This is a genomic window from Pseudoalteromonas sp. J2K-J979, assembly GCF_058169715.2.
Genome location: NZ_CM200281.1, coordinates 629884 through 656160, shown reverse-complemented (window position 1 = coordinate 656160; position 26277 = coordinate 629884). Strand labels below are relative to the sequence as shown.

Sequence of the window (26277 nt, the reverse complement as noted above, 5' to 3'; positions counted from 1 at the left end):
CAGTTTATTTGGCAAAGGATCACACCATGGCAAAAAAAACAGCCGCCAGCAAAGCGCTCGACACCTATACCTGGGTCGGAGTCAACAGTCGTGGTAAAAAGCTCGAAGGTGAGATGAATGGCGCGAGTATTGCCTTAGTCAAAGCCCAGCTGCGCAAGCAAAGCATTACCCCCTCTAAAGTAAAAAAGAAGAGTAAACCACTTCTTGGTTTATCGTCTGAGCCGAAAATTACCGCTAAAGATATCTGTGTCCTCACTCGCCAAATCGCCACGATGCTGATGGCTGGCGTGCCCCTGATTCAAGCCATTGACATGATAGGATCAGGTTCAGAAAAAAAGAATCTCCAACGCTTGATTACTAAAATTGGCGACGAAGTCAAAGCCGGTAACCCGTTTTCAGACTCATTGCGTAAACACCCGCTTTACTTTGACGATCTCTACTGTGATCTAGTCGAATCTGGCGAGCAATCAGGTGCGTTAGACGCAATTTTTGACCGAGTTGCTACTTATAAAGAAAAGTCCGAAGCACTTAAATCTAAAATTAAAAAAGCCATGATTTACCCCATTGCAGTACTTTCCATTGCCTTAGTGGTCACTTCTATCTTGTTAATATTTGTGGTACCACAATTCGAATCGGTTTTTGCCGGTTTTGGCGCTGAATTGCCCGCTTTTACTTTGTTTGTTGTTAGTATTTCTGAGTTTATGCAAAATTATTGGTGGCTAGTATTTGGTGGTATGGCTGCAGCGTTTTTTGCCTTTCGCCAAGCGCACCGTGGCAGTAAAAATGTTCGCGATAACACTGACCGCGCAATTTTGAAATTGCCGATTGTGGGTAAAATTTTAGACAAAGCCGCAGTGGCGCGTTATGCCCGTACGCTTTCAACCACTTTTGCTGCAGGTGTGCCGCTCGTTGATGCCCTTGATTCTGCAGCAGGTGCTTCTGGCAATGCCGTTTATCGCGAAGCCATTATTGAAATTAAAGCCGAAGTCAGCTCGGGGAATCAAATGAATTTCGCGATGCGTAACTCGAATATTTTCCCCGACATGGTAGTGCAAATGGTCGCCATTGGTGAAGAATCAGGCGCACTTGATGACATGCTTTCAAAAGTAGCCACAATTTATGAACAAGAAGTCGACGATGCCGTCGATGGCCTATCAACCTTACTCGAGCCTTTGATTATGGCCATTTTAGGGGTGTTGGTTGGTGGTTTGATTATTGCTATGTACCTACCGATATTCCAACTCGGCGCGATCGTCGGTGGTTAATGTGATAATGAGTGATGTATTAGACTTATTCCAACAGCAACCGTGTTTTTTTTATCTCACTGTTGCGTTGGTGTCTTTAGCTGTTGGTAGTTTTTTGAATGTAGTAATTTATCGCTTACCGATGATGATGCAAAATGAGTGGCAGTCTGAATGTCGTTTATTGCTTGAAGATGAGCTTAAAACCAACCCTCAACCAGCTGATTCAACAAACCCTGCAGCCCCTTTTAACTTAGCGGTACCGGCATCAACCTGTCCTAAATGTCAGAGTAAAATCAAGGCATGGCAAAATATTCCGGTATTAAGCTGGTTATTTTTAAAAGGCAAATGCGCCAACTGTAAAGCGCCCATCTCAATTCGCTACCCTAGTATTGAACTACTGACGATGCTTGCAAGCGTCGCGGTTGCTGCGGTATTCGGTGCAACCGCCATAACCGCTCTCTACGTAGTGATTACCTGGGTGCTGATTGCACTGATATTTATTGATATTGACCACATGCTGCTCCCCGACCAGCTGACCTTACCACTCCTTTGGCTTGCATTGTTGGCATCAGTCTTTGCTTTAACCATTGAGCCTAATCAAGCCATTATGGGCGCGGCATTGGGCTATTTGTGTTTTTGGTCGGTGTATTGGCTGTTTAAACTTGCGACCGGTAAAGAAGGCATGGGATATGGCGACTTCAAACTAATGGCCGTATTTGGCGCGTTACTCGGCTGGCAGGCCTTACCGATGATTATATTATTATCAAGCTTAGTGGGCGCAATCATTGGCATTACCTTGCTAAGCATTCAAGGTAAAGACAAAGCCACCCCCATCCCGTTTGGCCCTTACATTGCCATTGCCGGCTGGATAGCCATGTTATGGGGCGAGCAAATCAATCAGGCGTACTTGTCATATTTGCTATAAGCACAAGCTTTCAGCAAAATTGCAACGAGAAAACAGGGTGAAGTTTAATAAGCTCACCCTATAAAGTTTACCAGTTAGCTATTAACGCTCTACAAACGAACTCACTACAGTGAATTTCATACCATAAGTAACACTTTTATGAACCAAGACATCACTTCACCTTCCAATTCATCCGTTGATTTTAACAAGCCTATTATTGGTTTAACCGGTGGTATTGGCTCGGGTAAAACGGCCGTTGCCAATATGTTCGCAGAGCTCGGCATTGAATTGGTGGATGCGGATATAATAGCTCGCGAAGTAGTTGCCATAGGTAGCCCTGCTTTAAATGCGATTCATCAGTACTTTGGTGACGATGTGTTACTCGAAAATGGTGAGTTAAACCGTGCTTTTTTACGTCAGAAAATTTTTAGCAATTCAGTTGATAAAAGCTGGCTTAATAACTTACTCCACCCATTAATCAGAGCAAAAATCCACCACGACTTAAATGCCGCCACCAGCTCATACGTGATCTTGGTTGCCCCGTTATTATTCGAAAATCAGCTCGATACACTTTGCACCCGCACACTCTTAGTCGACGCCCCCGAAGTATTGCAAGTTAGCCGCACAAGTCAGCGCGATAACGTACCAACAACGCAAGTCGAAGCCATTATGGCTGCGCAAATGTCCCGGCACGACAAACAAGCAAAAGCTGATGACATTCTTGATAATTCAAAAGACTTACTTTTTGCCCAGCAGCAGGTGATTAAATTACACCATGCTTACCAGAAACTAACTTAACGCCAGCTATAGTTTTTAAACACTCTTGATATTCTTGCATTCTTGGCGTTCTCGGTAACACTTAACTAATCAATAGTTTGGGTCACGCGATATGAATGTCAACTCTCCGCTTATTCGTAAATGTATCAGCCTTGGTTATCTCACCCCTGAAGATATCAGCGCACGTGGTGCCAGTAGCGCCTCTGTAATTGAACTTATTACTAGTAGTAGCGATTTCACATCTAAGTCATTTGCAGCCAAGTGTAGCGAGTTATTTAACGTCCCTTTTTTCGACTTATCTTATTTTGATGTCCGTAATATTCCCAGTGAACTAATCAATGAGTCTCTCATTCGTAAGCATCATATTATTCCGCTCGGTCAAAAAAAACGTACACTTTATTTAGCGACCTCTGATCCCACTGACTTTGATGCGTTTGAAAATTTCGAGTTTAATACCGGCTTACAAACCGAAGCAGTCGTGGTCGACTTTGCTGAGCTTGAAAAAAAGATTGAACAACTTTTTGACTCATCAAAAGGCCTTGATTTAAGCGACGATGAGTTTAAAGAATTTAGCGATCTCGAAGTCGACACCAGCAGCGAAAACAAAGAAGACGACAACGCTGATGATAAAGAAGATGCACCGATTATCGTCTATATCAATAAAATTTTGATGGATGCCATTCGTAAAGGCGCCTCAGATCTACATTTTGAACCCTACGAATTTACCTATCGAATTCGTTTTCGCATTGATGGCATATTGCATGAAGTCGCCACCCCGCCACAAGCGCTCGCAAACCGGATTTCTGCACGGGTTAAAGTTATGTCACGGCTTGATATTGCCGAAAAACGCAAGCCACAAGATGGCCGAATAAAACTTAAAATCACCAAGAAAAAAAGCATCGATTTTCGGGTTTCAACTCTGCCGACGCTATGGGGCGAAAAAATCGTAATGCGGATTTTAGACTCCTCCAGTGCCATGCTCGGCATTGATGTGCTTGGTTACGAAGCAGAGCAAAAAGAGCTCTATCTAAATGCCCTCGCCCAGCCTCAAGGCATGATTTTGGTCACAGGTCCCACAGGCTCGGGGAAAACGGTTTCGCTTTATACAGGCTTAAACATTCTGAATAAACCTGAGCGAAATATATCAACAGCTGAAGATCCCGTCGAAATCAATTTAGCTGGCATTAACCAAGTGCAAATTAACGCCCGCGCTGATATGACTTTTGCCAATGCCCTGCGTGCGTTTTTGCGACAAGATCCCGATGTAGTGATGGTGGGGGAAATACGAGACCTTGAAACAGCAGAAATTTCAATTAAAGCGGCGCAGACAGGTCACTTAGTGCTTTCGACCTTACATACTAATTCGGCCCCAGAAACCCTGACCCGTTTACTCAATATGGGCGTCCCAGCATACAATGTAGCAAGCTCAGTCACCCTCATTATCGCCCAGCGCCTTGCTCGGCGTTTATGCAGCAACTGCAAACAACCTGAAGAACTCCCCTATGAAGAGCTTATTCGCCAAGGCTTTGATGAGCAACAAAGTCAAAATCTCACTTTATTTAAGGCCGTCGGCTGTGAACTTTGTACCGAAGGCTATAAAGGCCGAGTGGGTATTTATGAAGTAATGCAAATTACCCCTGAAATCGCGCAAATTATTATGCGCGGTGGTAACTCCCTTGAAATAGCCGAAAAATCGAAAGAGCTCGGCTTTAATAACTTACGATTATCTGGATTACGAAAAGCGGCCAAAGGGGTCACCAGTTTGGCCGAAATAAACCGTGTGACCAGCTTTTAAGTCACTGCGTAAAAAACAGCAAAGCACTTTGCATCGTGACAAGCACGAGGTAAACTTTGTTTTTATTTGATTTTAAGAGTCCGGAATGAGTACTGTCGTTTCCTGCCCTAACTGCAAAAAAGACGTAATTTGGGGCGAGCAATCTGTTTTTAGACCATTTTGTAGTAAACAATGTCAATTAATCGACCTTGGTGAGTGGTCAATGGAAAACCATAAAATTAGCAGCCAAAGTGGTAATGACCAAAAAGTAACCTCTGAGATGATTGAAGATATCGAAGAAATGCTAGCAAAAGCAGAGCAGGATTTTTTTAAGTAAACCTTTTACACTCGAACAATTAAATATTAAGGCACTGATACATTTCGACTCAGCGCCTTTTTAATGACTTCAATTTAACCTTGCTGTTTTTTCATTTTTTTATGCCTATGCTTAGCCATTTTGCTCAGCTTTTCTTGTTGTTCGACCGTTAGCACATTCCAAACTTGGTTGTTGTATCGTGCTCGGATCACTGCTATTTCAAGATGCTCTGATTGGTTACCTTGTATAGCACTTCTAAATGCAGCTTCATCAAACTGTTCAGCCTGAACAATCGCCTTAATTTCAGTCCGGTTCCCCTTCATCGTTTCTTTAAAAGGTGCGAGCTCCGCTTTACTCAATGTCTGCAACGCAGCAATTTGATCTTGCTGTGCTTGGCTTAAGTCGAGTTTTTTTGCAGCGCGGTCTGACTGTAAAAAACGTGCTAAGTTATGATCTGGCTTAGCAAAACTTGCACTCGAAAAGAATGCGGTCGCGCCAAACGCTGCGATTAAAGCCAATTGTGATAATTTCATAATGATACTCTCCATAGGTTGGTAAACACACTTTAGCAACTGCAATGAAAAGGAACGCAAAGGAACGTAAAGGTTGTGTAAAGAGTGCCAAATCAACTGATAAACAGTTAAAATAAATTCATAAAAGCTAACCAGAGTGCGCTATGAAACTGCTATTAATTGACGATGATATCCCTTTATGTGAACTATTAAATGAATATTTAGGTGCGCAAGGGTTTGAATTAGTCATTAAAAATGATGGTGAAGCAGGCCTAAACGAAGCGCTCGCTCATGATTATCCATTGATTCTTCTTGATGTAATGCTTCCTAAAATTGAAGGCTTTGACGTACTTAAAACCTTACGCCAACATAAACTCACCCCTGTCATCATGCTCACCGCTCGCGGCGAAGATTTTGACCGTATATTTGGTTTAGAACTTGGCGCTGATGATTACTTAGCCAAGCCATTTAATCACCGCGAACTCCTCGCTCGCGTCAAAGCAATTACCCGTCGTATTGAGCACATTACCGCCAGTAACAAAAATCACCCCAATATTTGGCACGATATTGAAGTTCGCCCTCATAGTCGTGAAGTACTCGCCGCTGGTCACACTTTATTACTCACCGGGACTGAGTATGAAATTTTAAACCTGTTACTAAAATGTGCTGGTGATATTGTCAGTAAAGAGCAAATAAGCGAACAAGTGCTAGGTCGGCGCTTGGCTGCTTTTGACCGCTCGATTGATATGCATGTTAGTAATATTCGCAAAAAAATAGCTGAACATATTGAGCCTGAGCGTATCAAGACCATCCGAGGTTCAGGTTATATTTTTGTTTCGGGAGCTTAGGATGACTTTTCAGCGATTCGATCCGCGCCGTTATTTATTTTTCAAAATTTTTATTTGGTTTTGGCTCACTATTTTAGCCACAATCGGCCTCGCTATCTTCTTAAGTAATATCACCACTGATAATGTAATCAACGAGCCTTTAAAAGGGCCTATGGAAAAAAACCTAGCTATGTTAGGTAAGAGTATCGAGCGCGCGAGTAAAAAATCCCAACGCGATGTCAAAGAGATTGTCAATCACCCACGTATGACCAAACATCGCTTAATCTATATTGTTGATGAGCAAAAAAATGAGAGTTACTTTAATCAGCCTCTCGATAACGAAATCGATATTAGCCTTATTAGTTACACCAAAGCTTTATCGCCACAAATCATTTTTACTCCTACTTACCACGCTTTTGGGCCTATTCAAATAAACGTTGAGCATCAGAGCTATTTACTCTATGAAATTCAACCAGATACCAAGCCCCACCTTATTTTTAAATTAAAGCTTATGCCCACTTGGCTCAAATGGCTAATCGCACTTGGTGCAAGTTTAAGTTTGAGTTTATTGTTTAGTAAAGCGCTGATGAGCCCCATCAACGCATTAAAAAAAGCCTCCAGTGAACTCGCCAAAGGGCAGCTCAAAACACGCGTAAACAATGGTACTGCATCACGCGATGAGCTCGGCCAGTTAACTGATGAATTTAATCAAATGGCTGAAAAAATTGAATTATTAGTCACGAGTCAAAAACGCTTACTCGCCGATATCTCTCATGAGCTGCGCTCGCCTTTAACACGCTTACAAATGGCTGCAGGACTTGCACAAATGCAACTCGATAATCAACACAATCCGTATATTCAACGTATTGAAAAAGAGGCTGAAAACCTTGATAAAATGATTGCTGACGTGTTAACCGTCTCTCGTTTGGAAGCGCAAAGTCAGGTACTAATTAAAGAAAAGCAAGCCTTTAATCAAGTGATTGATAAAGTCGTCTCTGATGCACAATTTGAAGCTAAACAGCACCATAAATCACTCACTCTCAGCGGCCATCAAGATGCACAATTTAGCTTTGATGCCAAAGCGCTCGCCAGTGCTTTCGAGAATATACTTCGTAACGCGATAAAATACGCACAACACCATGTCACCGTTGATTTAAAGCATCATGATCAAACGTTAATAATTTCGGTGTGTGATGATGGACCTGGTGTACCAGATGAATATTTAACCCAAATTTTTGAGCCTTTTTTTCGAGTGTCACAAGCCAGAGATCGAAATTCAGGGGGCACAGGCCTTGGGCTAGCCATCAGTAAACACGCGATCGAAGCCCACAATGGTCAAATATCTTTATTTAATCAAACTGATGGTGGATTATGTGTCACTGTCACATTACCGCTAAATCAAGATTAGAACCAATTATGTTTTACTCCGAAGAAACACAGCTAAGCGAAAACCAAATAGTTATTGACACCTTCTGGCAAGAAAACGTCATACAAACGACCTTAGCATTTGCTGGATTTGAGTTAGCTTACGCATATACGATTCCCGCATCAGCTCAACATGCAATCGTCATTTCTAGTGGCCGCATTGAATGCTTATTAAAATACAAAGAATTGATTTGGGAACTCTACCATAATAATTATGCAGTTTTCATTATGGACCACCCAGGCCAAGGCTTATCGAGTCGTCAATTAAGCAATCTCCATAAAGGGTATATTGAAGATTTTTTTGTTTATGTTGACGCCTTTTCACACTTTAATAATACAGTGGTCGAACAATATTGGCAGGGAGAAAAAACCTTACTTGCTCACTCGATGGGCAGTGCCATCGCTGCTTTATACCTGCAAACACACCCAGATAAGTTTAAACGCGCTATTTTTTGCGCTCCGATGTTTGGTATCCATTTTGGATCGCTACCTAATTGGTTTGCAAAGTGCTATCTCAATCTATTGGTCAACATAGGGCAGAAAACCGCTTATTTACCTGGTCAGGGTGATTATTGTGAAAAGCCTTTTGAGGAAAATCAGCTCACACAGAGTGAAATCCGTTACCAACTTTTTAGAAGTTTATATCGTACTTTCCCCACTATCCAACTCGGCGGAGTCACCGCCGCTTGGCTTAAAGCGGCACTAATTGCAATGCAGAAAATAGCAGAGACCCCTCTAAATCTGGAGATACTCTTGCTGCAAGCAGCAGACGATGAGATAGTTGATAATCAAGCGCAAGATCTGTGGCTGAGCCGTCAGCCTCACGCGTCATTAGTCCAATACAAAAAGGCCAAACACGAGTTATTGTGCGCGCAAGACAGCATTCGCCGTAGCGTAATGAGTCAGATTTATGATTTTTTAGCCCCCCGAACCACAGATAAAGGATCCTGATGGATTAAGATATCAACGTGCCCATCCATATTTTTCTCAATAATCCCGACAACTTCGTCAGATACATGGTGAGCATTCATCAGTGTAAGGTCGTCATCTAGCTCAATATGTAGCTGAATAAACTTTGTCTGACCTGCTTGACGCGTTCGAATATCATGAGCACCATGCACTTTATCGTGGCTATTAACCCACTGTAGAATTTGCGCTTTTTCTTCATCTGGCAGTTCTTTATCCATTAAATGATCCGCGCTTTCTAACGCAACTTGCCACGCATTAAAGAGTAAATAACCTGCTACAAAAATCGCAAAGAAGCCATCAGCATGCAGCCACCCATAATTTGATAAAGCCATGGCCACAATTACACTCGCATTGAGGATTAAGTCACCTTTATAGTGTACAGAGTCTGCTTTTATCGCTATTGATTCCGTACGCTTAATAACTTGGTGCTGTACAGTGACAATAATTAACGTGCAGATAATCGCAAAAATGCTCACACCTATACCAATACTGGTGTGTGAAACCATGGTCGGATTATAAATACGCTCAATACCATGAAAAGCCAATAAACAACCACTGCCTGCAATAAATGCCGCTTGGCCAAGCCCTGCTAGCGATTCAGCTTTACCATGGCCAAAGCGATGGTCATCATCTGCGGGTCTAAGCGCATATCGTAGGACAAAAAAGCTCATCAGGGTCGCTGTAATATCCATTAAAGAATCGGTTAAAGAGCCAAGCATAGCTGCAGAGCCTGTGGTCAGCCACGCCCATATTTTTGTTAAGATCATAACACTGACCATCGCCATGGTGACCCAGCTGGCTAACTTGACCCAAAACCCATAATCTCTTTCTTTCATCAACTCTGCCTAGTTTTTTGACTTAACCATTAAGATATTATCATTTTTAATACGCGTCCCCGCTACTTTTTGATAGTATAAGCCAGCAATTTTTCAAGAGGTGTTTATGCTCGATATCGTACTTTATCAACCTGAAATCCCCCCCAACACCGGTAATATTATTCGCCTATGTGCCAATACAGGTTACTCGCTACACTTAATTGAACCATTAGGGTTTGAGTGGGATGACAAACGTGTGCGCCGTGCTGGGCTAGATTACCATGAATTTAGTCATGTAAAACGCCATCCAAACTTAGAAAGTTATCTAGCGACAGAAAAACCGAAAACCGTTTACGCCTGCACAACCAAAGGTTCCGGCCCATTTCATAAAGCGCAATTTAAAGCTGGCGATTGTTTGTTATTCGGCCCTGAAACTCGAGGCCTACCGATGGACATTATTGAGTCCCTACCCAACGAACAGCGCCTTCGCATTCCAATGCAACCTGATAGCCGCAGTATGAACTTATCTAATGCTGTCGCGGTGTTTATTTACGAATCTTGGCGCCAACTAGATTTTGCCGGTTCCGTTTAGCCGCTTTCCTCAGCTGTAGGGCCCAAGCTCTACAGCTGTGTCTCACTTATAAATATCCTCTCTTTTTCCCTCATTTTCGATAAAGTCAACTAAACTAAAATACAAACGGATTTTAGGTAAATGATGATGAAACGGATTGCTTTTTTAATTGCCCTATTTTGTTCAACCCTTGTTTGCTGCTTTCCACTTTTCGCTTCTTTACAAGCCTTAACTATTGACAATAAAGTCATCCAAGGACGCAATATCTTGGCTATTAATCAAGATTCTAGAGGAGATTTTTGGTTAGCCACCGATAATGGGTTATATCGCTTTGATGGTATCAATACCCGCAGTATCACATCACAAGAAGTGCCCGGCCTAGTTGGTCAATCTTTTCACGAAATTTCATCCGATCAAAAGCATATTTGGCTGAGCAGTGATAGAGGGCTAGAACAAATCAGCATTGATAGCCAGACCAGTCAAATACTGTTTGAAGGCCCTGTCAGTCAAGTTTATGTGCAGCATGCAAATTCAATTTGGTTTTTAAGCCAAGGGCGATTACATCAATATCAAGATGGGCAACTTTTTTACCCTCTGACTCGTTTAACTTTAGGGGCTATTAGCCAATTCACTCTGTTACCAAATGGCCATATTTGGATTTACAATACGGATAATCAACTACTAAAAATCAAGCTTGCTGTAGAAAAGGTGGTGGCCAAATTTGAGCATGGGCCTGGTATAAAAGAAATATCAGCTGATATGCAAGGTCGAGTATGGGTGATAGATTCATCTCACTCACTGTTTCAACTGCAAACAACTCAATTAAAAAAATACTCCCCCTTATCAACACATCAGATTAACACTATTAAACACAGCAATAATGGCTACTTTTATGCTATTAGCCAGAACCAAGCCTATTTACACGATAGTCTCTCAAATCAAACCCAAACAATCACACTTCCAAGTATCAACACTATTATAAACAGCTATATAGATACAAATAAACAGCTGTGGTTACAAGATCAATCTGGCGTATGGCAAGCACAATTTTTACCTTTAATTGTTGATAAAGAAATTACCACTGCATCAGAAATATACCCACTCACTCAACTTCAAGGTAAGGACTTACTCGACAATACAGCTTATTCGCTAACAGCTATTATTGAATATCAAGCAAACACTTGGATTTATAGTAACAAAGATGGGGTATTTAAATACCAAGCGACTGATGATTCTTCGACAAAACTCTCTATCTCACGCGATATTCGCAAGCTGGCTATCAATGAAGAGTCGCTCATTTTGGCAGATAATCAATCTATACACACTCTTGATCTCAGAACATTACAAAAAACGACTCATCTAGAGTTTAATCACATTAATGCCGTTTCAAAATATATAGATCGCCAATTTATTTTTTCTACTAATAAACACCTCTACGCACTTAATGATAACCAAGCTAGGCTGCTCACTTTACTACCCACTCAAATAACCAAAATTTATGATATTGCTTTTAATACAAGTAACAAAAAAATTTATATCGCTTCAAAAGAAGGGTTTTGGCAAGTTAATCAGACGCTTGATAACCACTTTTCATTCGATTTACTGCTCGCAGGTGAAACACGAAAAATCACGCCACTTAATGACACGCATTATTGGCTAAAACATCAGGGTTTAGCTCAGTTTTATAATTTAGACACTCATGCTACGGAGTTTATTAATAATACATTGCTTTTTGACTCGCCATTGAATCTATTAAAAATAAACAATGGGGTACTGATCCAAAAGAATGAAGGTTTTAGCACATTGACCCCCACAGCCACTTACCAAGATGTTAATCAACTACGGGTTTCGGAGGTACTGTTTACACATAAGCTGCAACAATCCGTACTCTTCCCCAGTAATACCGTTCATTTGCCCTATCCGGTTAATAACCTACAACTTAACTTAGCCACGCTCAACCCCTCTGGCTTAGACTACTTCCAATTTAAATATCGACTGCTTCCTAGCCAAGAGTGGCTGACTATGGCTCCTAATCAGTCAAGTTTAAATATTATGTCACTGCCTTCAGGCACACATGTTTTGGAAATAGAAAATAATGGCGAACCCAAGTTACAAAGCACCCAACTGACTCTGATCAGCCATGGAAGTAACTTAATTGCACTCGTTTATTTTTTAGCCATCGTAATTGCTGTGTTTAGTGTTATTTTTGCGTTTGTAAAAGCCAAGCGTTCAGGCTTTCATGGTAACAGTTTAACAACCTCTTTATTAAGCCAAACTAAAGAATCTGTTTGGATTGCAAATCAAGACTTTGAAATTATTGAGGTCAATAACGTTTTTATTCAAACAACAGGCTTCCAAAAAGAAGATATTCTTGGGAAAAAAACCAAAATCTACACGAGTAATGGTCGTAATACGCAACTTGAGCAACTCATCTATAAAGAACTAAAAGAAAATGCATTTTGGTCTGGGCAAATCTGGAGTTCGCGAAAAAACGCAGATGAGTTTTATTTGGATTTAACCATTACGGAAATTAAACAAAAATCCATTTTTAAATTAAAGAATAAAACCTTATACGTGGGGATGTTCAATGACATCACCACTCGAAAACGTCACGAAAAAGAGCTACAGCTATTAGCCACGCGCGATCCCATCACAGGCCTTGCAAATCGTACATTATTTATGGAGCACCTCAACAAAGCAATCGTTGACAGTCGAGAAGCTTTCCCTTCTTTTGCGCTGCTGTTTTTGGATCTCGATAATTTCCATAAAATTAATGAGTCGTTGGGTCATAGCCAAGGTGATGTACTTCTTAAATTAGCTAGCAAGCGGATCAATAAGTTACTTGATAAAGGCTGTATTTTATCGCGGTTAGGAGGTGATGAATTCGCGATTTTGATCCCCCCATATTTATATAATAATATGAGCATTTTCTATTTAAAACGACAAGCTCAAAAAATTCTCAGCAAAATTAACAGCTTTATTTTAAACGAAATAGAAGTCACCGTATCTGCAAGTATTGGCATTGCTTTATTCCCTGAAAATGGCGTCAACTGCGAGAGCTTGATGCGTAGCGCTGACAGCGCATTAAATTACGCTAAACGCCATGGTAAAAATAACTTTCAGTTTTACGACAAGAAACTACAAAGCTCTAGCCCCCACACACTCTCAAAAGAAAGCGCCCTGTTTCATGCGATCGAAAATGAAGCGTTTATTTTTTATTACCAACCAAAGTTCAATACCATCAAGAACAAAATTGTTGGCTTCGAGGCCCTTGCTCGCTGGCCTCAACCTGATGGAACTGTTGTCGGACCAAATGACTTTATCCCAATAGCTGAAAAAAACGGCACTATCATTGCGCTCACAAAAAGTCTATTGAAACAGGCGTGCTCACAAGTGAAAACATGGTACGAGCAAGGAGAGCTAGTCGGTAGAGTAGCAGTGAATATTTCAGCGGCCCACTTTCAAAAAGCCAGTTTAATTGAAGATTTGACACAGCTACTCACAATTTACAACATCAGCGGGCGGCACTTTGAACTCGAAATAACCGAAAGCGCCATGATGCAAGATCCTGAATTTGCAATAAAACAAATGGAAAAACTTAAATCTCTTGGGTTTGCAATTGCGCTAGATGACTTTGGTACAGGGCACTCATCACTTAGCTATTTAAAGCAATTCCCCATTGATACTTTAAAAATTGATCGATCATTTATTATTGATATGGTTGAAAATGAACGAGACAGAAATATCACAGCGACCATAATACAATTAGCCAAATACCTCGATATCAAAGTTGTTGCTGAAGGCGTAGAAACGTATGACCAATCTTATTTATTACATGTGATGGGGTGCAACGTGGTGCAAGGCTACTATTTCAGTCCGCCAGTTTCAGTTGCTGATATAGCGACGCTAAAAATCAATAAACCGTTAAAAAACAATAAAAAAAAGGCTGGTTAACTTTCAGCCTTTTTCTCTCTACCTAAAAGCGACATCGCAGCTTCTTTAACATTTTTACCTTCGTACAAGACTTGGTAAATTTGCTCCGTGATGGGCATTTCTACGCCAACACGTTTTGCTAATAAGTAGACTTCCTTAGTATTGCGGTAACCTTCGACAACTTGCCCGATCGATGTTTGAGCCAATTCAACATCTGATCCCTGACCCAGTGCTAAACCAAAACGCCGGTTACGAGATTGGTTATCTGTACAGGTCAAAATCAAATCACCTAAACCCGCCATCCCCATAAATGTATCGGGTTTGGCGCCCATCGCGCACCCAAGTCGGCACATTTCAGCCAAACCTCGAGTAATAAGTGCAGTTCGAGCATTAGCGCCAAAGCCAAAACCGTCAGATATTCCCGCACCTATAGCGATCACATTTTTGACAGCGCCCCCCAATTGCACACCAATAAAATCATCATTACTGTACACTCTAAATGAGCGACCACAGTGAAGGTAGTCAGAAAGTTGTTTTACTAATTGAGCATCAGCAGATGAGACAGAAATAGCCGTAGGTAAGCCCATTGCCATTTCTTTAGCAAATGTTGGGCCTGACACCACAGCTAATGAAATATCTTCACCCAAAATATCACGCGCTACGTCTTGCAATAAACGCCCTGTATCCGGCTCGAGTCCTTTAGTTGCCCAAGCGACTCTCGCTCCAGGTTGTAAGTAAGGTTTAATATTCGTCAAGGTTTGAGCAAAGGCGTGGCTTGGCACCACTACCAGTACAGTTTGAGTCTGCGACACTGCATTGGCTATATCAGTCTCTAAATGCAGAGTTTCAGGAAAAGGCGCACCAGGTAAATAGCGTTCATTACTGCGCTCTTGCGACAATGTTTCGATGTGAGTTGCGTCTCGTCCCCATAACGATATCTTATGGCTATTTCGCGCTAGACAAATAGCAAGGGCGGTCCCATATGAGCCCGCCCCTAAGACTGAAACAGCAAAATTAGCTGTTTTCATAATATTTATGCGTCTGCTTGTGCCTGCTCAGCTTGAGCTGCACGTTGTTGTACGTACTGGCCAAATAAAGCATCAAAGTTTACAGGTGCTAAGTTTAACTGTGGGAAAGTACCACGATTAACTAAGTTTGATACTGTTTCACGTGCATATGGAAATAACGTATTAGGACAGAATGCACCTAGCATATGCGCCAGTTGACCTTCTTCAACATCGCTAATTGTGAAAATACCCGCTTGCTGCACTTCACATAAAAAAGCTGTTTCTTCGCCAATTGTTGCCGTTACAGTTAGGGCTAATACGACTTCAAATACACCTTCATCTAATTTAGCCGAGCGTGTGTCTAAGTCTAGTTTTACTTCTGGCGTCCATTCTTTTTGAAAAATCGCAGGCGAGTTAGGCGTTTCAAACGAAATATCTTTTGTATAAATACGTTGAATCGCAAATTGAGGACCAGCTTGTTCTTGAGCTGCGGTTTGATCATGTTCTGCCATGTTACTTCCTATTAAATTTATTAATTATTGAAGCAAAGTATCCAATTTACCTTGCGCTTCGAGTACCATCATATCATCGCATCCGCCGATATGCTGAGCACCGATAAAAATTTGCGGCACAGTGTAACTACCGTTCGCTTTTTCGATCATTTCATCGCGAAGTTCAGGCTGCTTGCCAATATCATACTCAACGAATTCGATCCCTTTACTGGTTAATAATGCTTTAGCACGAACGCAGTAAGGGCAATAATCTTTTGTATAAACAACAACTTTGTTACTCATTATTTAGCGTCCTGTTGTCATTGGTAAGCCAGCATTTTGCCATGCTCCAATGCCACCAGATAATATATAAACTTGCTCAAAGCCTGCTTTATTTAAGTTATCGGCCACACCAGATGCTGTCATACCTGTGTTACATACAACTATAATGGGCGCACTTTTTAGCTTTTCAACCGCTGAAAACTCTTTTTCTTTTGCTTTTTCAGCAGACAAGTGCACAGAGCCTGCAATATGGCCATTATTGAACTCTTTTAAAGCACGAATATCGACAACCGCACCATTTTCTCGATTTACAAGTAAAGTCAGTTGTTGTGGGTTAATGTGCTTAATCGCAGAAAATCTAGCTTTAAACCAGCCTAAAATAATCGCCATCACTAAACCAAGCCAAATTAAGCTTAAAATCGGATGGTTTCCGATAAACTCTATATATTGCTCCATTCACATTCCAATTTTTACAGTTAATTAAACAAACGGCGTAAGTATACACGCTTAAAAGTAAGATACTAGGCTAATTATCTCATTCACAGCCCCCTACAGCTTAACCTTAATAGACTTTTGTCAATACAAGTATTTAATCTAATTAATCATACTGGCTCCGGTAAACGATTTATTGATCCCACCTTTAACTAAGCTTTTATGGGACTCTGAAACTTATCAATTCACAGGTTAATTTAAGGTGAATAATATTAATATGCTGGTTTCTTTGCTGAATATAAAAACAAAAAGCGGTATGCTTGCGATACTGCGTATTTTTAACAATTTTTCATGATCTATGGAGCTCAAATGACACTGAAAAAGAAACCTCTGGTACTTATTATCCTTGATGGCTGGGGCTACCGCGAAGACCCACAAAGTAATGCTATTTTGGCTGCCAACACGCCTGTTATGGATCAGTTATGGCAACAATATCCGAGCACTCTCATTTCAGGTTCAGGTCTAGATGTTGGTTTACCCAATGGCCAAATGGGTAACTCAGAAGTGGGTCATGTAAATTTAGGCGCGGGTCGTATTGTTTATCAAGACTTTACTCGGATCACTAAATCAATTGAAGAAGATGATTTTTTCGATAATGGCACATTTGTAAAAGCCATTGATCAAGCCGTTGCCAATAACAAAGCTGTTCATCTAATGGGGCTATTAAGCCCAGGTGGTGTGCACAGTCATATTGACCATATCATTGCAACTATTGAGCTAGCAGCACAACGCGGGGCAAAAGAAGTCTACCTGCATGCTTTCCTTGACGGTCGTGATACACCACCTCGCAGTGCACAAGCCTCTATAGACTTAGTTGATGCTAAATTTGACGAGTTAAATTGCGGTCGAATTGCCTCATTAATTGGCCGTTACTATGCGATGGACCGCGATAACCGCTGGGATCGGGTCGAGAAAGCTTACAACCTAATGACTCAAGCAAACGGTGAATTCAGCTACGCGACTGCAACCGATGCTCTGAACGCGGCTTATCAACGTGATGAAAATGACGAATTTGTCGCTGCCACGTCTATTCAAGGTCACAACCAGACCAATGCAACCATAAATGATGGTGACAGTGTGCTGTTTTTAAACTTTCGAGCCGATCGCGCTCGGCAAATGAGCCGTGTGTTTGTTGATTCTGATTTCGACGGCTTCAAAAAGCTAGCCTCACCGAAATTAGCTTCGTTTGTCACCATGACAGAATACGCTAAAGACATCCCAGCCCCAGCCGCTTTCCCTTCTGTGGCATTAACTAATGTCTTAGGTGAATGGCTAGCAAAACATAATAAAACACAGCTACGAATTTCTGAAACTGAAAAATATGCGCACGTTACTTTCTTTTTTAGTGGTGGTCGAGAAGAGCTATTTGCAGGTGAAGATCGCGTCCTCATTCCATCCCCACAAGTAGCAACTTATGACTTACAGCCTGAAATGAACTCTGAAATGCTGACAGACAAGCTAGTTGAAGCAATACATGCAGGCGCGCATGATGTGATCATTTGTAACTACCCTAATGGTGATATGGTTGGCCACTCAGGAGTATTCAGTGCTGCAGTTAAAGCATGTGAAGCCGTGGATCACTGTATTGGTCGTGTTATTGAAGCCTTAAAGGAAACCGGAGGCGAAGCATTAATCACTGCCGATCACGGCAATGCAGAACAGATGGAAAACCTTCAAACAGGCCAAGCCCATACTGCACATACCAGTGAGCCAGTCCCTTTTATCTACTTTGGTCGTGACGCAAAAGCGTTGAGTGCAAAAAAACTCAGTGATGTTGCACCTACCATGCTTCATTTATTGGGAATGGAACAACCCGAGGAAATGACTGGCAGTACCATAATGCAAGTGAACTAATCAAGATGGGCCATCTAATAAAAACAATAACGTTGCCCCTTTTGTGTTGTTTATTATCGTTACCATTGGCGTTTGCCAGTGGTAACGAAGATCGCACAAAACAAGACTTAGACCAAATTCAAAAAGAGCTCAAAAGCAGTGCGGAGCGTCTTAAAAAGCAACGCTCTGAAATATCAGCACAAGAAAAAAACCTTAAACAATCAGAACTCGATATCGCGCAAAACGCCAAATCACTCAAAGAATTAAATTTTGCCACTGAGCTCAATCGTAACGAGCAACTCGCACTAGAAGAAAACATCCAAGAGCTCAACACCATCAAGCTAATGCAGCAAAATACACTTGCAGCTCAACTCCGAAGTGCTTATATGACTGGCAGTCATGACTATAGTAAGCTTTTGTTGAATCAACAAGAAGTCACGAGCTTTGAACGCACCTTAAGTTATTACAGTTACCTCAATAATGCGCGTATTAAACAAATAGATTCACTTAAAACCACCTTGATTGAACTAGCTGCTAACAAAGAAAAGTTAGCCGCGACTCAATCCCAATTAGTCGTACTTTTAGCAGAGCAAAAACAGAAACAAAATGCGTTAGTACTCGCTCAAAATGAACGAAAGCTCAGCTTGCAACAACTTAAAAAGCAACATTCATCAACTCAGTCGGCAATTGACTACCTCAAACAAAACGAACAAATGCTGCGTGACACTTTGCAAGAGCTGCAACAGCAAGCACAAAAAATTATCCGCTTTGATGGCTTAACTGCTGACAAAGGTAAGCTTAATTGGCCTAGCAGAGGCCGCCTTACCCATAAGTTTGGCCAACGTAAGCATGGGAGCTTTCGCTGGAAAGGTGTGGTCATCAAAGCGAATGAAGGCGCCCCAGTGACCACCATTCATCATGGACAAGTCGTTTTTTCTGATTGGTTGAAAGGTTTTGGCTGGGTCGTTGTCATTGATCACGGTGAAGGTTTTATGAGTCTTTATGGCCATAATCAAGCAATTTTAAAAGAAGTCGGTGATCAAGTGGCTCAAGGAGAAGTCATTGCTTTAGTCGGTCAAAGCGGTGGACAAAGCGATCCTGGTCTATACTTCGAAATACGGCACAAGGGAAGCGCGGTAAACCCTAATAAATGGTGTAGGTAACTTAGTAAACTAGTTGGCTACACTCGACCCAGGAGTGAGCCCATGAATAGATTATCCCCATTATTTAAGCGTTGTAACGTCATTATTTTGTCGTTCCTGTTCTGTTTGTTGAGCATTAACCCGCTCTATGCTGATGAAGAGAATGCTGACCTCCCGATTATCTTAGAGCATATTCAAGCATTTTACGTTGATAAAATAGATGAGCGTAAACTCAATCAAACAGCTATAGATTCAATCATCAAGCAACTGGATCCTCATTCAGCTTACTTAGATCCTCAGGCACTTGAAGATCTCTTTAATGTTGCAAATGGTCAATATACCGGATTGGGTATTGAAGTAGAGCAACGTGATGATCATATTTTGATTGTTGCTGCTCTTCCTAACTCCCCAGCTTCACAAGCGGGGATCAAAAAAGGTGATATCTTACTAAAGATCAATGAGCAAACTGTAATAAATAAACCTATCAAACAAATAGCCTCACTGATTAGCAAAGCTAAATCACCGACTATCAAGCTTGCAGTTGCCCGCCATGGTCATAGTGAAGCGCTGACATTTAATGTCCAACGCGATAAAGTCTCCATTGAAAGCGTGACAGGCTCATTAACAGAGCGTGGATATGCCACAATTCGGATCAGCAACTTTAACAATCACACTTTGCATGACGCAGCTCGGCTCATTGCTCGCTTAATTAATGAAAACGGCGAAGATCTATCCGGCTTACTCATCGACCTTCGCGATAACCCTGGGGGTGTTTTGAGCAGTGCAGTCGCTATCTCTGATTTATTTTTACAACAAGGCACCATTGTTACTACAAAAGGGCGTTTTTATGATGCCAACCACGCCTATTATGCTAAACAAGGTGATGTGCTAAATGGCGCTCCTATTGTGGTATTAATAAACAAAGGCTCTGCATCTGCTGCTGAAATTTTGGCAGGTGCTTTAAAAGATAACCATAGAGCGACGGTCGTTGGTACTCGTTCTTATGGTAAAGGTTCGGTTCAGTCTTTAATCCCCTTAGGTGATGGACAATCAGCATTGAAACTAACAACTGCCAAATACTATACACCTTCAGGTAAGTCTATTGATGGGATCGGCATTTCACCCGATATCGCGATCGAACAAGCCAAAATTCCGGCAGAAGATGAGTTGGTTTTGAAAAAAATGAATGAAGGAATTAGCAATCAACCCTTGCTTACCGCATTTCGCGATGTACAATTAGAGCAAGCTCAAAAAATACTAAAAAAATACTAGATAAAAGAATGACAATGTAAATTTTTAGTTGCATTAACATCATAATAAATAACAAATTGCGCCAAAACATCACTAATGAGTTTAAGGCGCAAAACTAACTATAATAAGATTCTATTTGTGCGCTTAAAATTCAGGATGATTAGTTTTTGCATACTTGTGTGCTCAGCAAGTAGCGATGCTGGCCAAGTGGCCATCGTCATTGACGATATTGGATACCATGCGCGTGATTTGCAAGCAATCACGTTACCCGGTGAAGTCTCCTATTCTATTTTGCCTCATACCCCATTTGCTAAAATATTTGCCAAACAAGCAGAAATAGCCAAGAAAGAACTTCTTTTGCATGTACCTATGCAAGCTATTAGTGGCAAAGAGTTAGGGCCCGGTGCAATCACAAACGACATGGATAGAGCGCAACTTCAGCATACATTAGAAAAAGCCCTTGATGACTTACCGCAAGTAAAAGGTATTAATAACCATATGGGCTCGTACCTCACACAAAAAATCAAGCCTATGTCATGGACAATGGAGATTTTAAAAGAGCGAAACCTGTATTTTTTAGACAGTAAAACGACGCAAAAAAGCCAAGCACAAAATATGGCAAACTTATTTGGGGTAAATAATATTAGTCGTCACGTGTTTCTGGATAATATTCCGAGCGAAAAACAAATGACATTTCGCCTCAATCAATTAATACGACTTGCTAAAAAGAATGATTACGCGATAGCTATCGCTCACCCTTATCCTGAAACTCTTGCCTTTTTAGATAAACACATTCCGAGACTAAAAGATCAAGGGATAGAACTGGTGCCTTTATCTAATTTAGTTGATAAGAAATATATTCGTCTAGCTACGTTGTCTGAGCAACAAACATCGAGTGAGTAATTGAATTCTTTACAACTAAATTAACATTCATAAGATATAAAAAAAGCCTCAAAAGAGGCTTTTTATACCTTATGACGCGCTAAGCAGTCATAAGGTTTTGTAGTTTTTTCATTGCTGTTTTCTCAAGCTGTCTTACACGCTCAGCAGACACGTCATATTTAGTTGCTAAGTCTTGTAAAGTTGCTTTGTCATCACTTAACCAACGCGTGCTAACAATATCTTGAGAACGCTCATCGAGCGTTTTAAGTGCTGAAAATAAGCGGTTATGTGTATCGCTTTCCCACTGTTCTTGCTCAATGCTTTCAGCTAAATCCACACTATTGTCAGTTAAATACTGTGCTGGTGAATACTGAGTTGAGCTTGATGACTCATCATCATCATTCCCTAAATCAAAGCCCATATCTTGACTGCTCATTCGTGACTCCATCTCACGAACATCTTTTTCTGTCACGCCAAGTTCATTAGCTACAGTCGTGATTTCATCTTGATTAAACCAACCAAGACGCTTTTTATTCTTTCTTAAGTTAAAAAATAACTTACGCTGCGCTTTAGTCGTCGCTACTTTAACTATGCGCCAATTTTTGAGTACATACTCATGGATCTCTGCTTTTATCCAATGAACTGCAAACGAGACCAAACGTACACCTACTGATGGGTCAAAACGTTTAACAGCCTTCATCAAGCCGATATTACCTTCTTGAATTAAATCCGCTTGCGGTAATCCATACCCTGAATACCCTTTGGCAATATGTGCCACAAAACGAAGATGTGACATAATAAGCTGTCTTGCTGCATCAAGATCACCGTCTTGTTGTAGTTTTACTGCCAGTGCCTTTTCATCTTCAGCACTTAACATTGCGATACTGCTAACAGCCTGAAGATACCCCTCCATGCTGCCACTTTGTTGTGGCACAGTTAACATCATTGCTTGTAAATCTTTGCTCATATTTCACCTCTAGGATCCATGCTTTTCGCAATATTAGCACTCTTTTAATTAGAGTGCTAATTTCATATCGTTTTTTAAGACTCGATGATTTTTGAAAAGTTCAAAATATCGAGTACTACTTTAAATAAGAAGAAAAGAGAACGATAGCTTGGATTTGTTACGTAAAAATGTCTAAATTAAATTTAACGTTTGCGCAGTATTAACTGCGCTAGATGCTTAACTTAGCAAAATCTCTACTAAGTGCAAGAGCTAGAGTGTAAATATATCTTACAGATTTTACATCTCATCACTTTTCAAGAAGTTAATTCAAGAGAAACTTTAATGCCAACTCAAGCTATGAATTGTTCTTTGTAACAGGAGGGAGCAACACTTCAGTGTTAAACTAGCGGAACCGCCTTATTTTTGCACTTAGATTTTATCAGGTTCAATTGCATCTATATATCGTTTTACTGATAAAAATGAGCCACTTAAACCAAGTGATACCCCTACAAACAACAAAGCAATAAACTCTGAAAAAGTTAACCCCTGTAATAAAAAGTCAGTTTGATAAACCCCGGCAACATGACTCACCGCAGATTCTAACCACCAAGTCATTATGACTATCGAAATGAATGAAAAAAGTCCACCTACCAGACCGTACCAAATACCTGTCCATAAAAATGGTGCTTGTATAAAGTTATTCGTAGCCCCTACCAACTTCATCACTTGGATTTCTTCTTTTTTATCCATGATTGATAATCTGATCGTATTACCAATAATCAAAATAACGGAAGTCAGTAATAAAAGTGCGATGGTGATAACACTTTCTCTCAATAAGCTTAATAAGGCATTTAATCGCTCTAACCATTCAATATCAAGTTTTCCAAAGTCGATGTTTCGTTCTTTTTCTAACTTATTTAGTAATGCTCTAGCTGCTTGCGCTGAAGTGTGACGTTTAGTAGGCGTGACTAAAATAACACTTGGCAATGGGTTTTCATCCAAATAATTCAGCGCCTGACCGAATCCAGATGCCAATTTAAACTCTTCGAGTGCAGCCTGCTTTGAAATAAACCTTACCTGCTCTATTTCAGGATACAGGCTAAGACGATTTACGAGTGAGCTTGTTTCTTGTTCTGAACTTGTTGTTTTCACAAACAGTGAAATTTCAGCCGCATTTTCAAAACCACTACTCACTTGTTGAACATTTTTCACAACCAAGTACAAAGTCGCTGGAAGCGTCAAACTCAGCCCTAACACAGCAATAGTCATTAAAGAAGCCGCGGGAGTTCGCCACATTTCACCTAAACTATGTACACCTTGGCGAAGAGTATTTTGCGCAATAAAGTAAAGGTTGAGCCACCATGATTTTTTATATGTTTCAGCTTGGCTGTGACGACCTTTAAACAGGATACTCATACACCCTCCTGAGACAATAAATCGTCAATCAATCGGCCTTTTTTCAACGTTAGACTGCGATACTTCATTCTTGCTATTAATCCCAAGTCATGGGTTGCAATCAATACAGTCGTGCCTTGCTGATTAAAATCTTCGAATAAATTTAAAATCTCAACGGACAATTCAGGGTCTAAATTACCTGTAGGTTCATCCGCTAACAAGATTGGTGGTGAATTAACAATCGCTCGTGCGATACCAACCCGTTGCTGCTCTCCACCTGATAAAGTATCTGGATAACATTTAACTTTACTTAACAATCCAACTCGGTCAAGCGCCGCATGAACGCGCTTTTCTATGTCTTTACGGTGCATCCCTTCGATCACTAACGGAAAGGCTACATTATCAAAAATATTATAACGATTCAGCAAACGATGATTTTGAAAAATCATGCCAATATCACGACGTACAAATGGAACTTGCTTGGTAGAGAGTTGATTAAGTTTCACCCCATTGATGAAAACTTCACCTGCTGAAGGTCGCTCCATTAAACTAATCAGTTTTAACAGCGTACTTTTACCTGCGCCACTATGGCCAGTTAAAAAAGCCAACTCACCCGGTTCGAGATGAAAACTGATTTTTTCAAGTGCCAGGTGGCCACCTGGATATGTTTTGCTTACTTGCTGAAATTTTATCATTATTATTTTATCTTACAGCGAAGGGCGCCTGGGCGCCCTATTTTATAACTAAGAATGCTCATCCTGACTAAAGAGTGCGTTAATAAACTCATCACTCTTAAATGGGCGAAGATCATCAATTCCTTCTCCTACCCCAATGTAGCGAATAGGCACATTAAATTTATCTGCAACAGCAAAAATCACTCCGCCTTTAGCTGTTCCATCTAGCTTGGTTAGAGTAATTCCCGTTAACCCAACGGCTTTATTAAACAACTCGACTTGGCTAATTGCATTTTGACCTGTGCCCGCATCAATCGTTAACATTACTTCATGTGGAGCATTTTCATCGATCTTTTTCATAACTCGAGCTATTTTTTCTAGCTCTTGCATTAAATTATCTTTATTTTGTAAGCGTCCAGCTGTATCTGCAATTAATACATCAACGTTACGCGCCTTAGCAGCTTGATAAGCATCAAAAATAACCGATGCACTATCAGCCCCTGTATGTTGTGCTACAACTGGAATGTCATTGCGCTCACCCCATACTTGCAACTGCTCTACCGCCGCCGCTCGGAATGTGTCTCCTGCAGCTAACATCACAGATTTACCCTGTGATTGAAATTGCTTAGCTAATTTACCAATTGTAGTTGTTTTACCAACACCATTAACTCCAACCATCAAGATCACAAATGGACCTTCTGACTGTCCAACATCTAAGGCTTGCTCAGCTGAATGAAGCATATCAGCCATTTCTTGTTTTAATAACTCGTAAAGCGCCTCACCATCTTTTAACTGCTTACGATCTGCCGCATCCGTTAAACGATCGATTAATTTTAGTGTTGTGTCAACGCCCAAATCGGCTGTTAGCAACTGAGTTTCTAGCTCTTCAAATAGCTCATCATCGATCTTCTTTCCTGAGAAAATATTGATAAACCCAGAGCCAATATTCTGTTTAGTTTTAATCAAGCTTTTCTTTAAACGACTGAAAAAACCTTCTTTTTTCGGCTCTTTTTGTAGTGGTTTACTTTCTTGCTCTGCCGCTTGCGCCTCTTGTTCAGCAACTTCAACTAAACGAGCCTCTTCTGCCGCTTTAGCTTCTTGCGCTGCAATTGCTGCTAAACGGGCTTCTTCTGCCACTTTAGCGTCTTGCGCTGCAATAGCTGCTAAACGGGCTTCTTCTGCCGCTTTAGCTTCTTGCGCTGCAATTGCTGCTAAACGGGCTTCTTCTGCCACTTTAGCGTCTTGCGCTGCAATAGCTGCTAAACGGGCTTCTTCTGCCGCTTTAGCTTCTTGCGCTGCGATTGCTGCTAAACGGGTCTCTTCTGCCGCTTTGGCTTCTTGCGCTGCAATTGCTGCTAAACGGGTCTCTTCTGCTGCTTTGGCTTCTTGCGCTGCAATTGCTACTAAACGGGCCTCTTCTGCTGCTTTAGCTTCTTGCGCTGCAATTGCTGCTAAACGGGCCTCTTCTGCCGCTTTAGCTTCTTGCGCTGCAATTGCTGCTAGGCGAGCCTCTTCTGCCGCTTTGGCTTCTTGCGCTGCAATTGCTGCTAAACGGGCTTCTTCTGCCGCTTGCGCCTCTTGTTCAGCAACTTCAACTAAACGGGCTTCTTCTGCCGCTTTGGCTTCTTGCGCTGCAACTTCGGCCTGGCGTGTTTGTTCAATTGAGTGATCTTCATTAGAAGGAGTGTTTTGTTCTGGTGCTTGTTCAGAGTCTTTTTTCCCCAAACCTAGCCAAGATAAAAATCTGCTTTTTTTTGCCATACTAGCTAATAACCACTTATATAAATCTGATAAACTGTGAAGTGAAACTATGGT

The 26277-nt window shown here is 41.1% G+C and carries 24 protein-coding genes; 14 read left to right on the top strand and 10 right to left on the bottom strand.

Going from position 1 to position 26277, the window contains the following annotated elements; genetic code table 11:
- The first annotated feature begins 26 nt into the window (after positions 1-26).
- The 5 genes from AC3KVK_RS03190 to yacG all read left to right on the top strand — a co-directional run bounded on the left by AC3KVK_RS03190 (position 27) and on the right by yacG (position 5036).
- On the top strand, positions 27-1265 hold the full coding sequence (locus tag AC3KVK_RS03190; RefSeq protein WP_490310764.1) for a type II secretion system F family protein: 1239 nt from the start codon (positions 27-29) through the stop codon (positions 1263-1265).
- Between the two features lie 7 nt (positions 1266-1272).
- Positions 1273-2169 carry a prepilin peptidase gene (locus tag AC3KVK_RS03185; protein WP_490310763.1) on the top strand — a complete coding sequence of 299 codons (897 nt, stop codon included), beginning with the start codon at positions 1273-1275 and terminating at the stop codon, positions 2167-2169.
- Between the two features lie 138 nt (positions 2170-2307).
- Entirely contained in the window at positions 2308-2946 is a 639-nt protein-coding gene (coaE, locus tag AC3KVK_RS03180; protein ID WP_490310762.1) for a dephospho-CoA kinase, read from the top strand.
- A gap of 91 nt (positions 2947-3037) precedes the next feature.
- Entirely contained in the window at positions 3038-4720 is a 1683-nt protein-coding gene (gene pilB, locus AC3KVK_RS03175) for a type IV-A pilus assembly ATPase PilB (RefSeq protein ID WP_490310761.1), read from the top strand.
- Between the two features lie 85 nt (positions 4721-4805).
- On the top strand, positions 4806-5036 hold the full coding sequence (yacG, locus tag AC3KVK_RS03170) for a DNA gyrase inhibitor YacG (RefSeq protein WP_490310760.1): 231 nt from the start codon (positions 4806-4808) through the stop codon (positions 5034-5036).
- A gap of 74 nt (positions 5037-5110) precedes the next feature.
- Here the strand turns inward: yacG and AC3KVK_RS03165 are convergent, their stop codons facing one another.
- A complete protein-coding gene (locus AC3KVK_RS03165; RefSeq protein ID WP_490310759.1) occupies positions 5111-5548 on the bottom strand; it encodes a Spy/CpxP family protein refolding chaperone in 438 nt (145 codons plus the stop codon).
- Between the two features lie 143 nt (positions 5549-5691).
- Here AC3KVK_RS03165 and AC3KVK_RS03160 point away from each other — a divergent pair, with 143 nt between their 5' ends.
- Genes AC3KVK_RS03160 through AC3KVK_RS03150 form a run of 3 tightly spaced genes read left to right on the top strand, consistent with a single transcriptional unit; the run spans position 5692 to position 8730 of the window.
- Positions 5692-6375: a response regulator gene (locus tag AC3KVK_RS03160; protein ID WP_490310758.1), complete on the top strand. Its 684-nt coding sequence runs from the start codon at positions 5692-5694 to the stop codon at positions 6373-6375.
- 1 nt (position 6376) lies between these two features.
- Positions 6377-7762: an ATP-binding protein gene (locus AC3KVK_RS03155; protein ID WP_490310757.1), complete on the top strand. Its 1386-nt coding sequence runs from the start codon at positions 6377-6379 to the stop codon at positions 7760-7762.
- 8 nt (positions 7763-7770) lie between these two features.
- The gene (locus AC3KVK_RS03150; protein ID WP_490310756.1) at positions 7771-8730 is read left to right on the top strand and encodes an alpha/beta fold hydrolase; all 960 of its coding nucleotides are present in this window, start codon (positions 7771-7773) and stop codon (positions 8728-8730) included.
- Here the strand turns inward: AC3KVK_RS03150 and AC3KVK_RS03145 are convergent.
- Positions 8688-9584 carry a cation diffusion facilitator family transporter gene (locus AC3KVK_RS03145; RefSeq protein ID WP_490310755.1) on the bottom strand — a complete coding sequence of 299 codons (897 nt, stop codon included), beginning with the start codon at positions 9582-9584 and terminating at the stop codon, positions 8688-8690. The genes AC3KVK_RS03150 and AC3KVK_RS03145 overlap by 43 nt on opposite strands.
- 106 nt (positions 9585-9690) lie before the next feature.
- On the opposite strand from AC3KVK_RS03145, the gene trmL reads away from it, so the two are divergent.
- Together trmL and AC3KVK_RS03135 are read left to right on the top strand one after the other, a co-directional pair.
- On the top strand, positions 9691-10155 hold the full coding sequence (gene trmL, locus AC3KVK_RS03140) for a tRNA (uridine(34)/cytosine(34)/5-carboxymethylaminomethyluridine(34)-2'-O)-methyltransferase TrmL (RefSeq protein WP_490310754.1): 465 nt from the start codon (positions 9691-9693) through the stop codon (positions 10153-10155).
- A gap of 120 nt (positions 10156-10275) precedes the next feature.
- On the top strand, positions 10276-14088 hold the full coding sequence (locus tag AC3KVK_RS03135) for an EAL domain-containing protein (protein ID WP_490310753.1): 3813 nt from the start codon (positions 10276-10278) through the stop codon (positions 14086-14088).
- Here the strand turns inward: AC3KVK_RS03135 and gpsA are convergent.
- Genes gpsA through AC3KVK_RS03115 form a run of 4 tightly spaced genes read right to left on the bottom strand, consistent with a single transcriptional unit; the run spans position 14085 to position 16303 of the window.
- Positions 14085-15095 carry an NAD(P)H-dependent glycerol-3-phosphate dehydrogenase gene (gene gpsA, locus AC3KVK_RS03130; RefSeq protein WP_490310752.1) on the bottom strand — a complete coding sequence of 337 codons (1011 nt, stop codon included), beginning with the start codon at positions 15093-15095 and terminating at the stop codon, positions 14085-14087. The genes AC3KVK_RS03135 and gpsA overlap by 4 nt on opposite strands.
- Before the next feature lie 5 nt (positions 15096-15100).
- Positions 15101-15586, bottom strand: a complete 486-nt coding sequence (secB, locus tag AC3KVK_RS03125; protein ID WP_490310751.1) for a protein-export chaperone SecB — start codon at positions 15584-15586, stop codon at positions 15101-15103.
- Between the two features lie 24 nt (positions 15587-15610).
- On the bottom strand, positions 15611-15868 hold the full coding sequence (grxC, locus tag AC3KVK_RS03120; RefSeq protein WP_490310750.1) for a glutaredoxin 3: 258 nt from the start codon (positions 15866-15868) through the stop codon (positions 15611-15613).
- 3 nt (positions 15869-15871) lie between these two features.
- Positions 15872-16303, bottom strand: a complete 432-nt coding sequence (locus AC3KVK_RS03115; protein WP_490310749.1) for a rhodanese-like domain-containing protein — start codon at positions 16301-16303, stop codon at positions 15872-15874.
- A gap of 345 nt (positions 16304-16648) precedes the next feature.
- On the opposite strand from AC3KVK_RS03115, the gene gpmM reads away from it, so the two are divergent.
- The 4 genes from gpmM to AC3KVK_RS03095 all read left to right on the top strand — a co-directional run bounded on the left by gpmM (position 16649) and on the right by AC3KVK_RS03095 (position 21468).
- A complete protein-coding gene (gene gpmM, locus AC3KVK_RS03110; RefSeq protein WP_490310748.1) occupies positions 16649-18193 on the top strand; it encodes a 2,3-bisphosphoglycerate-independent phosphoglycerate mutase in 1545 nt (514 codons plus the stop codon).
- Between the two features lie 5 nt (positions 18194-18198).
- Positions 18199-19335 carry a murein hydrolase activator EnvC family protein gene (locus AC3KVK_RS03105; RefSeq protein ID WP_490310747.1) on the top strand — a complete coding sequence of 379 codons (1137 nt, stop codon included), beginning with the start codon at positions 18199-18201 and terminating at the stop codon, positions 19333-19335.
- A 42-nt stretch (positions 19336-19377) separates the two neighbouring features.
- Complete coding sequence (locus AC3KVK_RS03100; RefSeq protein ID WP_490310746.1) at positions 19378-20586, top strand: S41 family peptidase; 1209 nt, start codon at positions 19378-19380, stop codon at positions 20584-20586.
- Positions 20587-20721: 135 nt separating this feature from the next.
- The gene (locus AC3KVK_RS03095; RefSeq protein WP_490310962.1) at positions 20722-21468 is read left to right on the top strand and encodes a divergent polysaccharide deacetylase family protein; all 747 of its coding nucleotides are present in this window, start codon (positions 20722-20724) and stop codon (positions 21466-21468) included.
- Positions 21469-21547: 79 nt separating this feature from the next.
- On the opposite strand, the gene rpoH is transcribed toward AC3KVK_RS03095, so the two are convergent.
- The 4 genes from rpoH to ftsY form a co-directional block, all read right to left on the bottom strand.
- Complete coding sequence (rpoH, locus tag AC3KVK_RS03090) at positions 21548-22414, bottom strand: RNA polymerase sigma factor RpoH (protein ID WP_490310745.1); 867 nt, start codon at positions 22412-22414, stop codon at positions 21548-21550.
- Between the two features lie 408 nt (positions 22415-22822).
- Positions 22823-23809 (bottom strand): permease-like cell division protein FtsX, encoded by a 987-nt coding sequence (ftsX, locus tag AC3KVK_RS03085; RefSeq protein ID WP_490310744.1) that lies wholly within the window; start codon positions 23807-23809, stop codon positions 22823-22825.
- On the bottom strand, positions 23806-24483 hold the full coding sequence (ftsE, locus tag AC3KVK_RS03080; protein ID WP_490310743.1) for a cell division ATP-binding protein FtsE: 678 nt from the start codon (positions 24481-24483) through the stop codon (positions 23806-23808). The genes ftsX and ftsE overlap by 4 nt, the downstream gene beginning before the upstream one ends.
- 48 nt (positions 24484-24531) lie before the next feature.
- A complete protein-coding gene (ftsY, locus tag AC3KVK_RS03075; RefSeq protein ID WP_518526927.1) occupies positions 24532-26223 on the bottom strand; it encodes a signal recognition particle-docking protein FtsY in 1692 nt (563 codons plus the stop codon).
- Positions 26224-26277 lie beyond the last annotated feature (54 nt).

Coding starts and splice junctions, on each gene's coding strand:
- AC3KVK_RS03190 (WP_490310764.1), top strand. CDS start 27: ATGGCAAAAAAAACAGCCGCCAGCAAAGCGCTCGACACCTATACCTGG.
- AC3KVK_RS03185 (WP_490310763.1), top strand. CDS start 1,273: ATGAGTGATGTATTAGACTTATTCCAACAGCAACCGTGTTTTTTTTAT.
- coaE (WP_490310762.1), top strand. CDS start 2,308: ATGAACCAAGACATCACTTCACCTTCCAATTCATCCGTTGATTTTAAC.
- pilB (WP_490310761.1), top strand. CDS start 3,038: ATGAATGTCAACTCTCCGCTTATTCGTAAATGTATCAGCCTTGGTTAT.
- yacG (WP_490310760.1), top strand. CDS start 4,806: ATGAGTACTGTCGTTTCCTGCCCTAACTGCAAAAAAGACGTAATTTGG.
- AC3KVK_RS03165 (WP_490310759.1), bottom strand. CDS start 5,548: ATGAAATTATCACAATTGGCTTTAATCGCAGCGTTTGGCGCGACCGCA.
- AC3KVK_RS03160 (WP_490310758.1), top strand. CDS start 5,692: ATGAAACTGCTATTAATTGACGATGATATCCCTTTATGTGAACTATTA.
- AC3KVK_RS03155 (WP_490310757.1), top strand. CDS start 6,377: ATGACTTTTCAGCGATTCGATCCGCGCCGTTATTTATTTTTCAAAATT.
- AC3KVK_RS03150 (WP_490310756.1), top strand. CDS start 7,771: ATGTTTTACTCCGAAGAAACACAGCTAAGCGAAAACCAAATAGTTATT.
- AC3KVK_RS03145 (WP_490310755.1), bottom strand. CDS start 9,584: ATGAAAGAAAGAGATTATGGGTTTTGGGTCAAGTTAGCCAGCTGGGTC.
- trmL (WP_490310754.1), top strand. CDS start 9,691: ATGCTCGATATCGTACTTTATCAACCTGAAATCCCCCCCAACACCGGT.
- AC3KVK_RS03135 (WP_490310753.1), top strand. CDS start 10,276: ATGATGATGAAACGGATTGCTTTTTTAATTGCCCTATTTTGTTCAACC.
- gpsA (WP_490310752.1), bottom strand. CDS start 15,095: ATGAAAACAGCTAATTTTGCTGTTTCAGTCTTAGGGGCGGGCTCATAT.
- secB (WP_490310751.1), bottom strand. CDS start 15,586: ATGGCAGAACATGATCAAACCGCAGCTCAAGAACAAGCTGGTCCTCAA.
- grxC (WP_490310750.1), bottom strand. CDS start 15,868: ATGAGTAACAAAGTTGTTGTTTATACAAAAGATTATTGCCCTTACTGC.
- AC3KVK_RS03115 (WP_490310749.1), bottom strand. CDS start 16,303: ATGGAGCAATATATAGAGTTTATCGGAAACCATCCGATTTTAAGCTTA.
- gpmM (WP_490310748.1), top strand. CDS start 16,649: ATGACACTGAAAAAGAAACCTCTGGTACTTATTATCCTTGATGGCTGG.
- AC3KVK_RS03105 (WP_490310747.1), top strand. CDS start 18,199: ATGGGCCATCTAATAAAAACAATAACGTTGCCCCTTTTGTGTTGTTTA.
- AC3KVK_RS03100 (WP_490310746.1), top strand. CDS start 19,378: ATGAATAGATTATCCCCATTATTTAAGCGTTGTAACGTCATTATTTTG.
- AC3KVK_RS03095 (WP_490310962.1), top strand. CDS start 20,722: ATGATTAGTTTTTGCATACTTGTGTGCTCAGCAAGTAGCGATGCTGGC.
- rpoH (WP_490310745.1), bottom strand. CDS start 22,414: ATGAGCAAAGATTTACAAGCAATGATGTTAACTGTGCCACAACAAAGT.
- ftsX (WP_490310744.1), bottom strand. CDS start 23,809: ATGAGTATCCTGTTTAAAGGTCGTCACAGCCAAGCTGAAACATATAAA.
- ftsE (WP_490310743.1), bottom strand. CDS start 24,483: ATGATAAAATTTCAGCAAGTAAGCAAAACATATCCAGGTGGCCACCTG.
- ftsY (WP_518526927.1), bottom strand. CDS start 26,223: ATGGCAAAAAAAAGCAGATTTTTATCTTGGCTAGGTTTGGGGAAAAAA.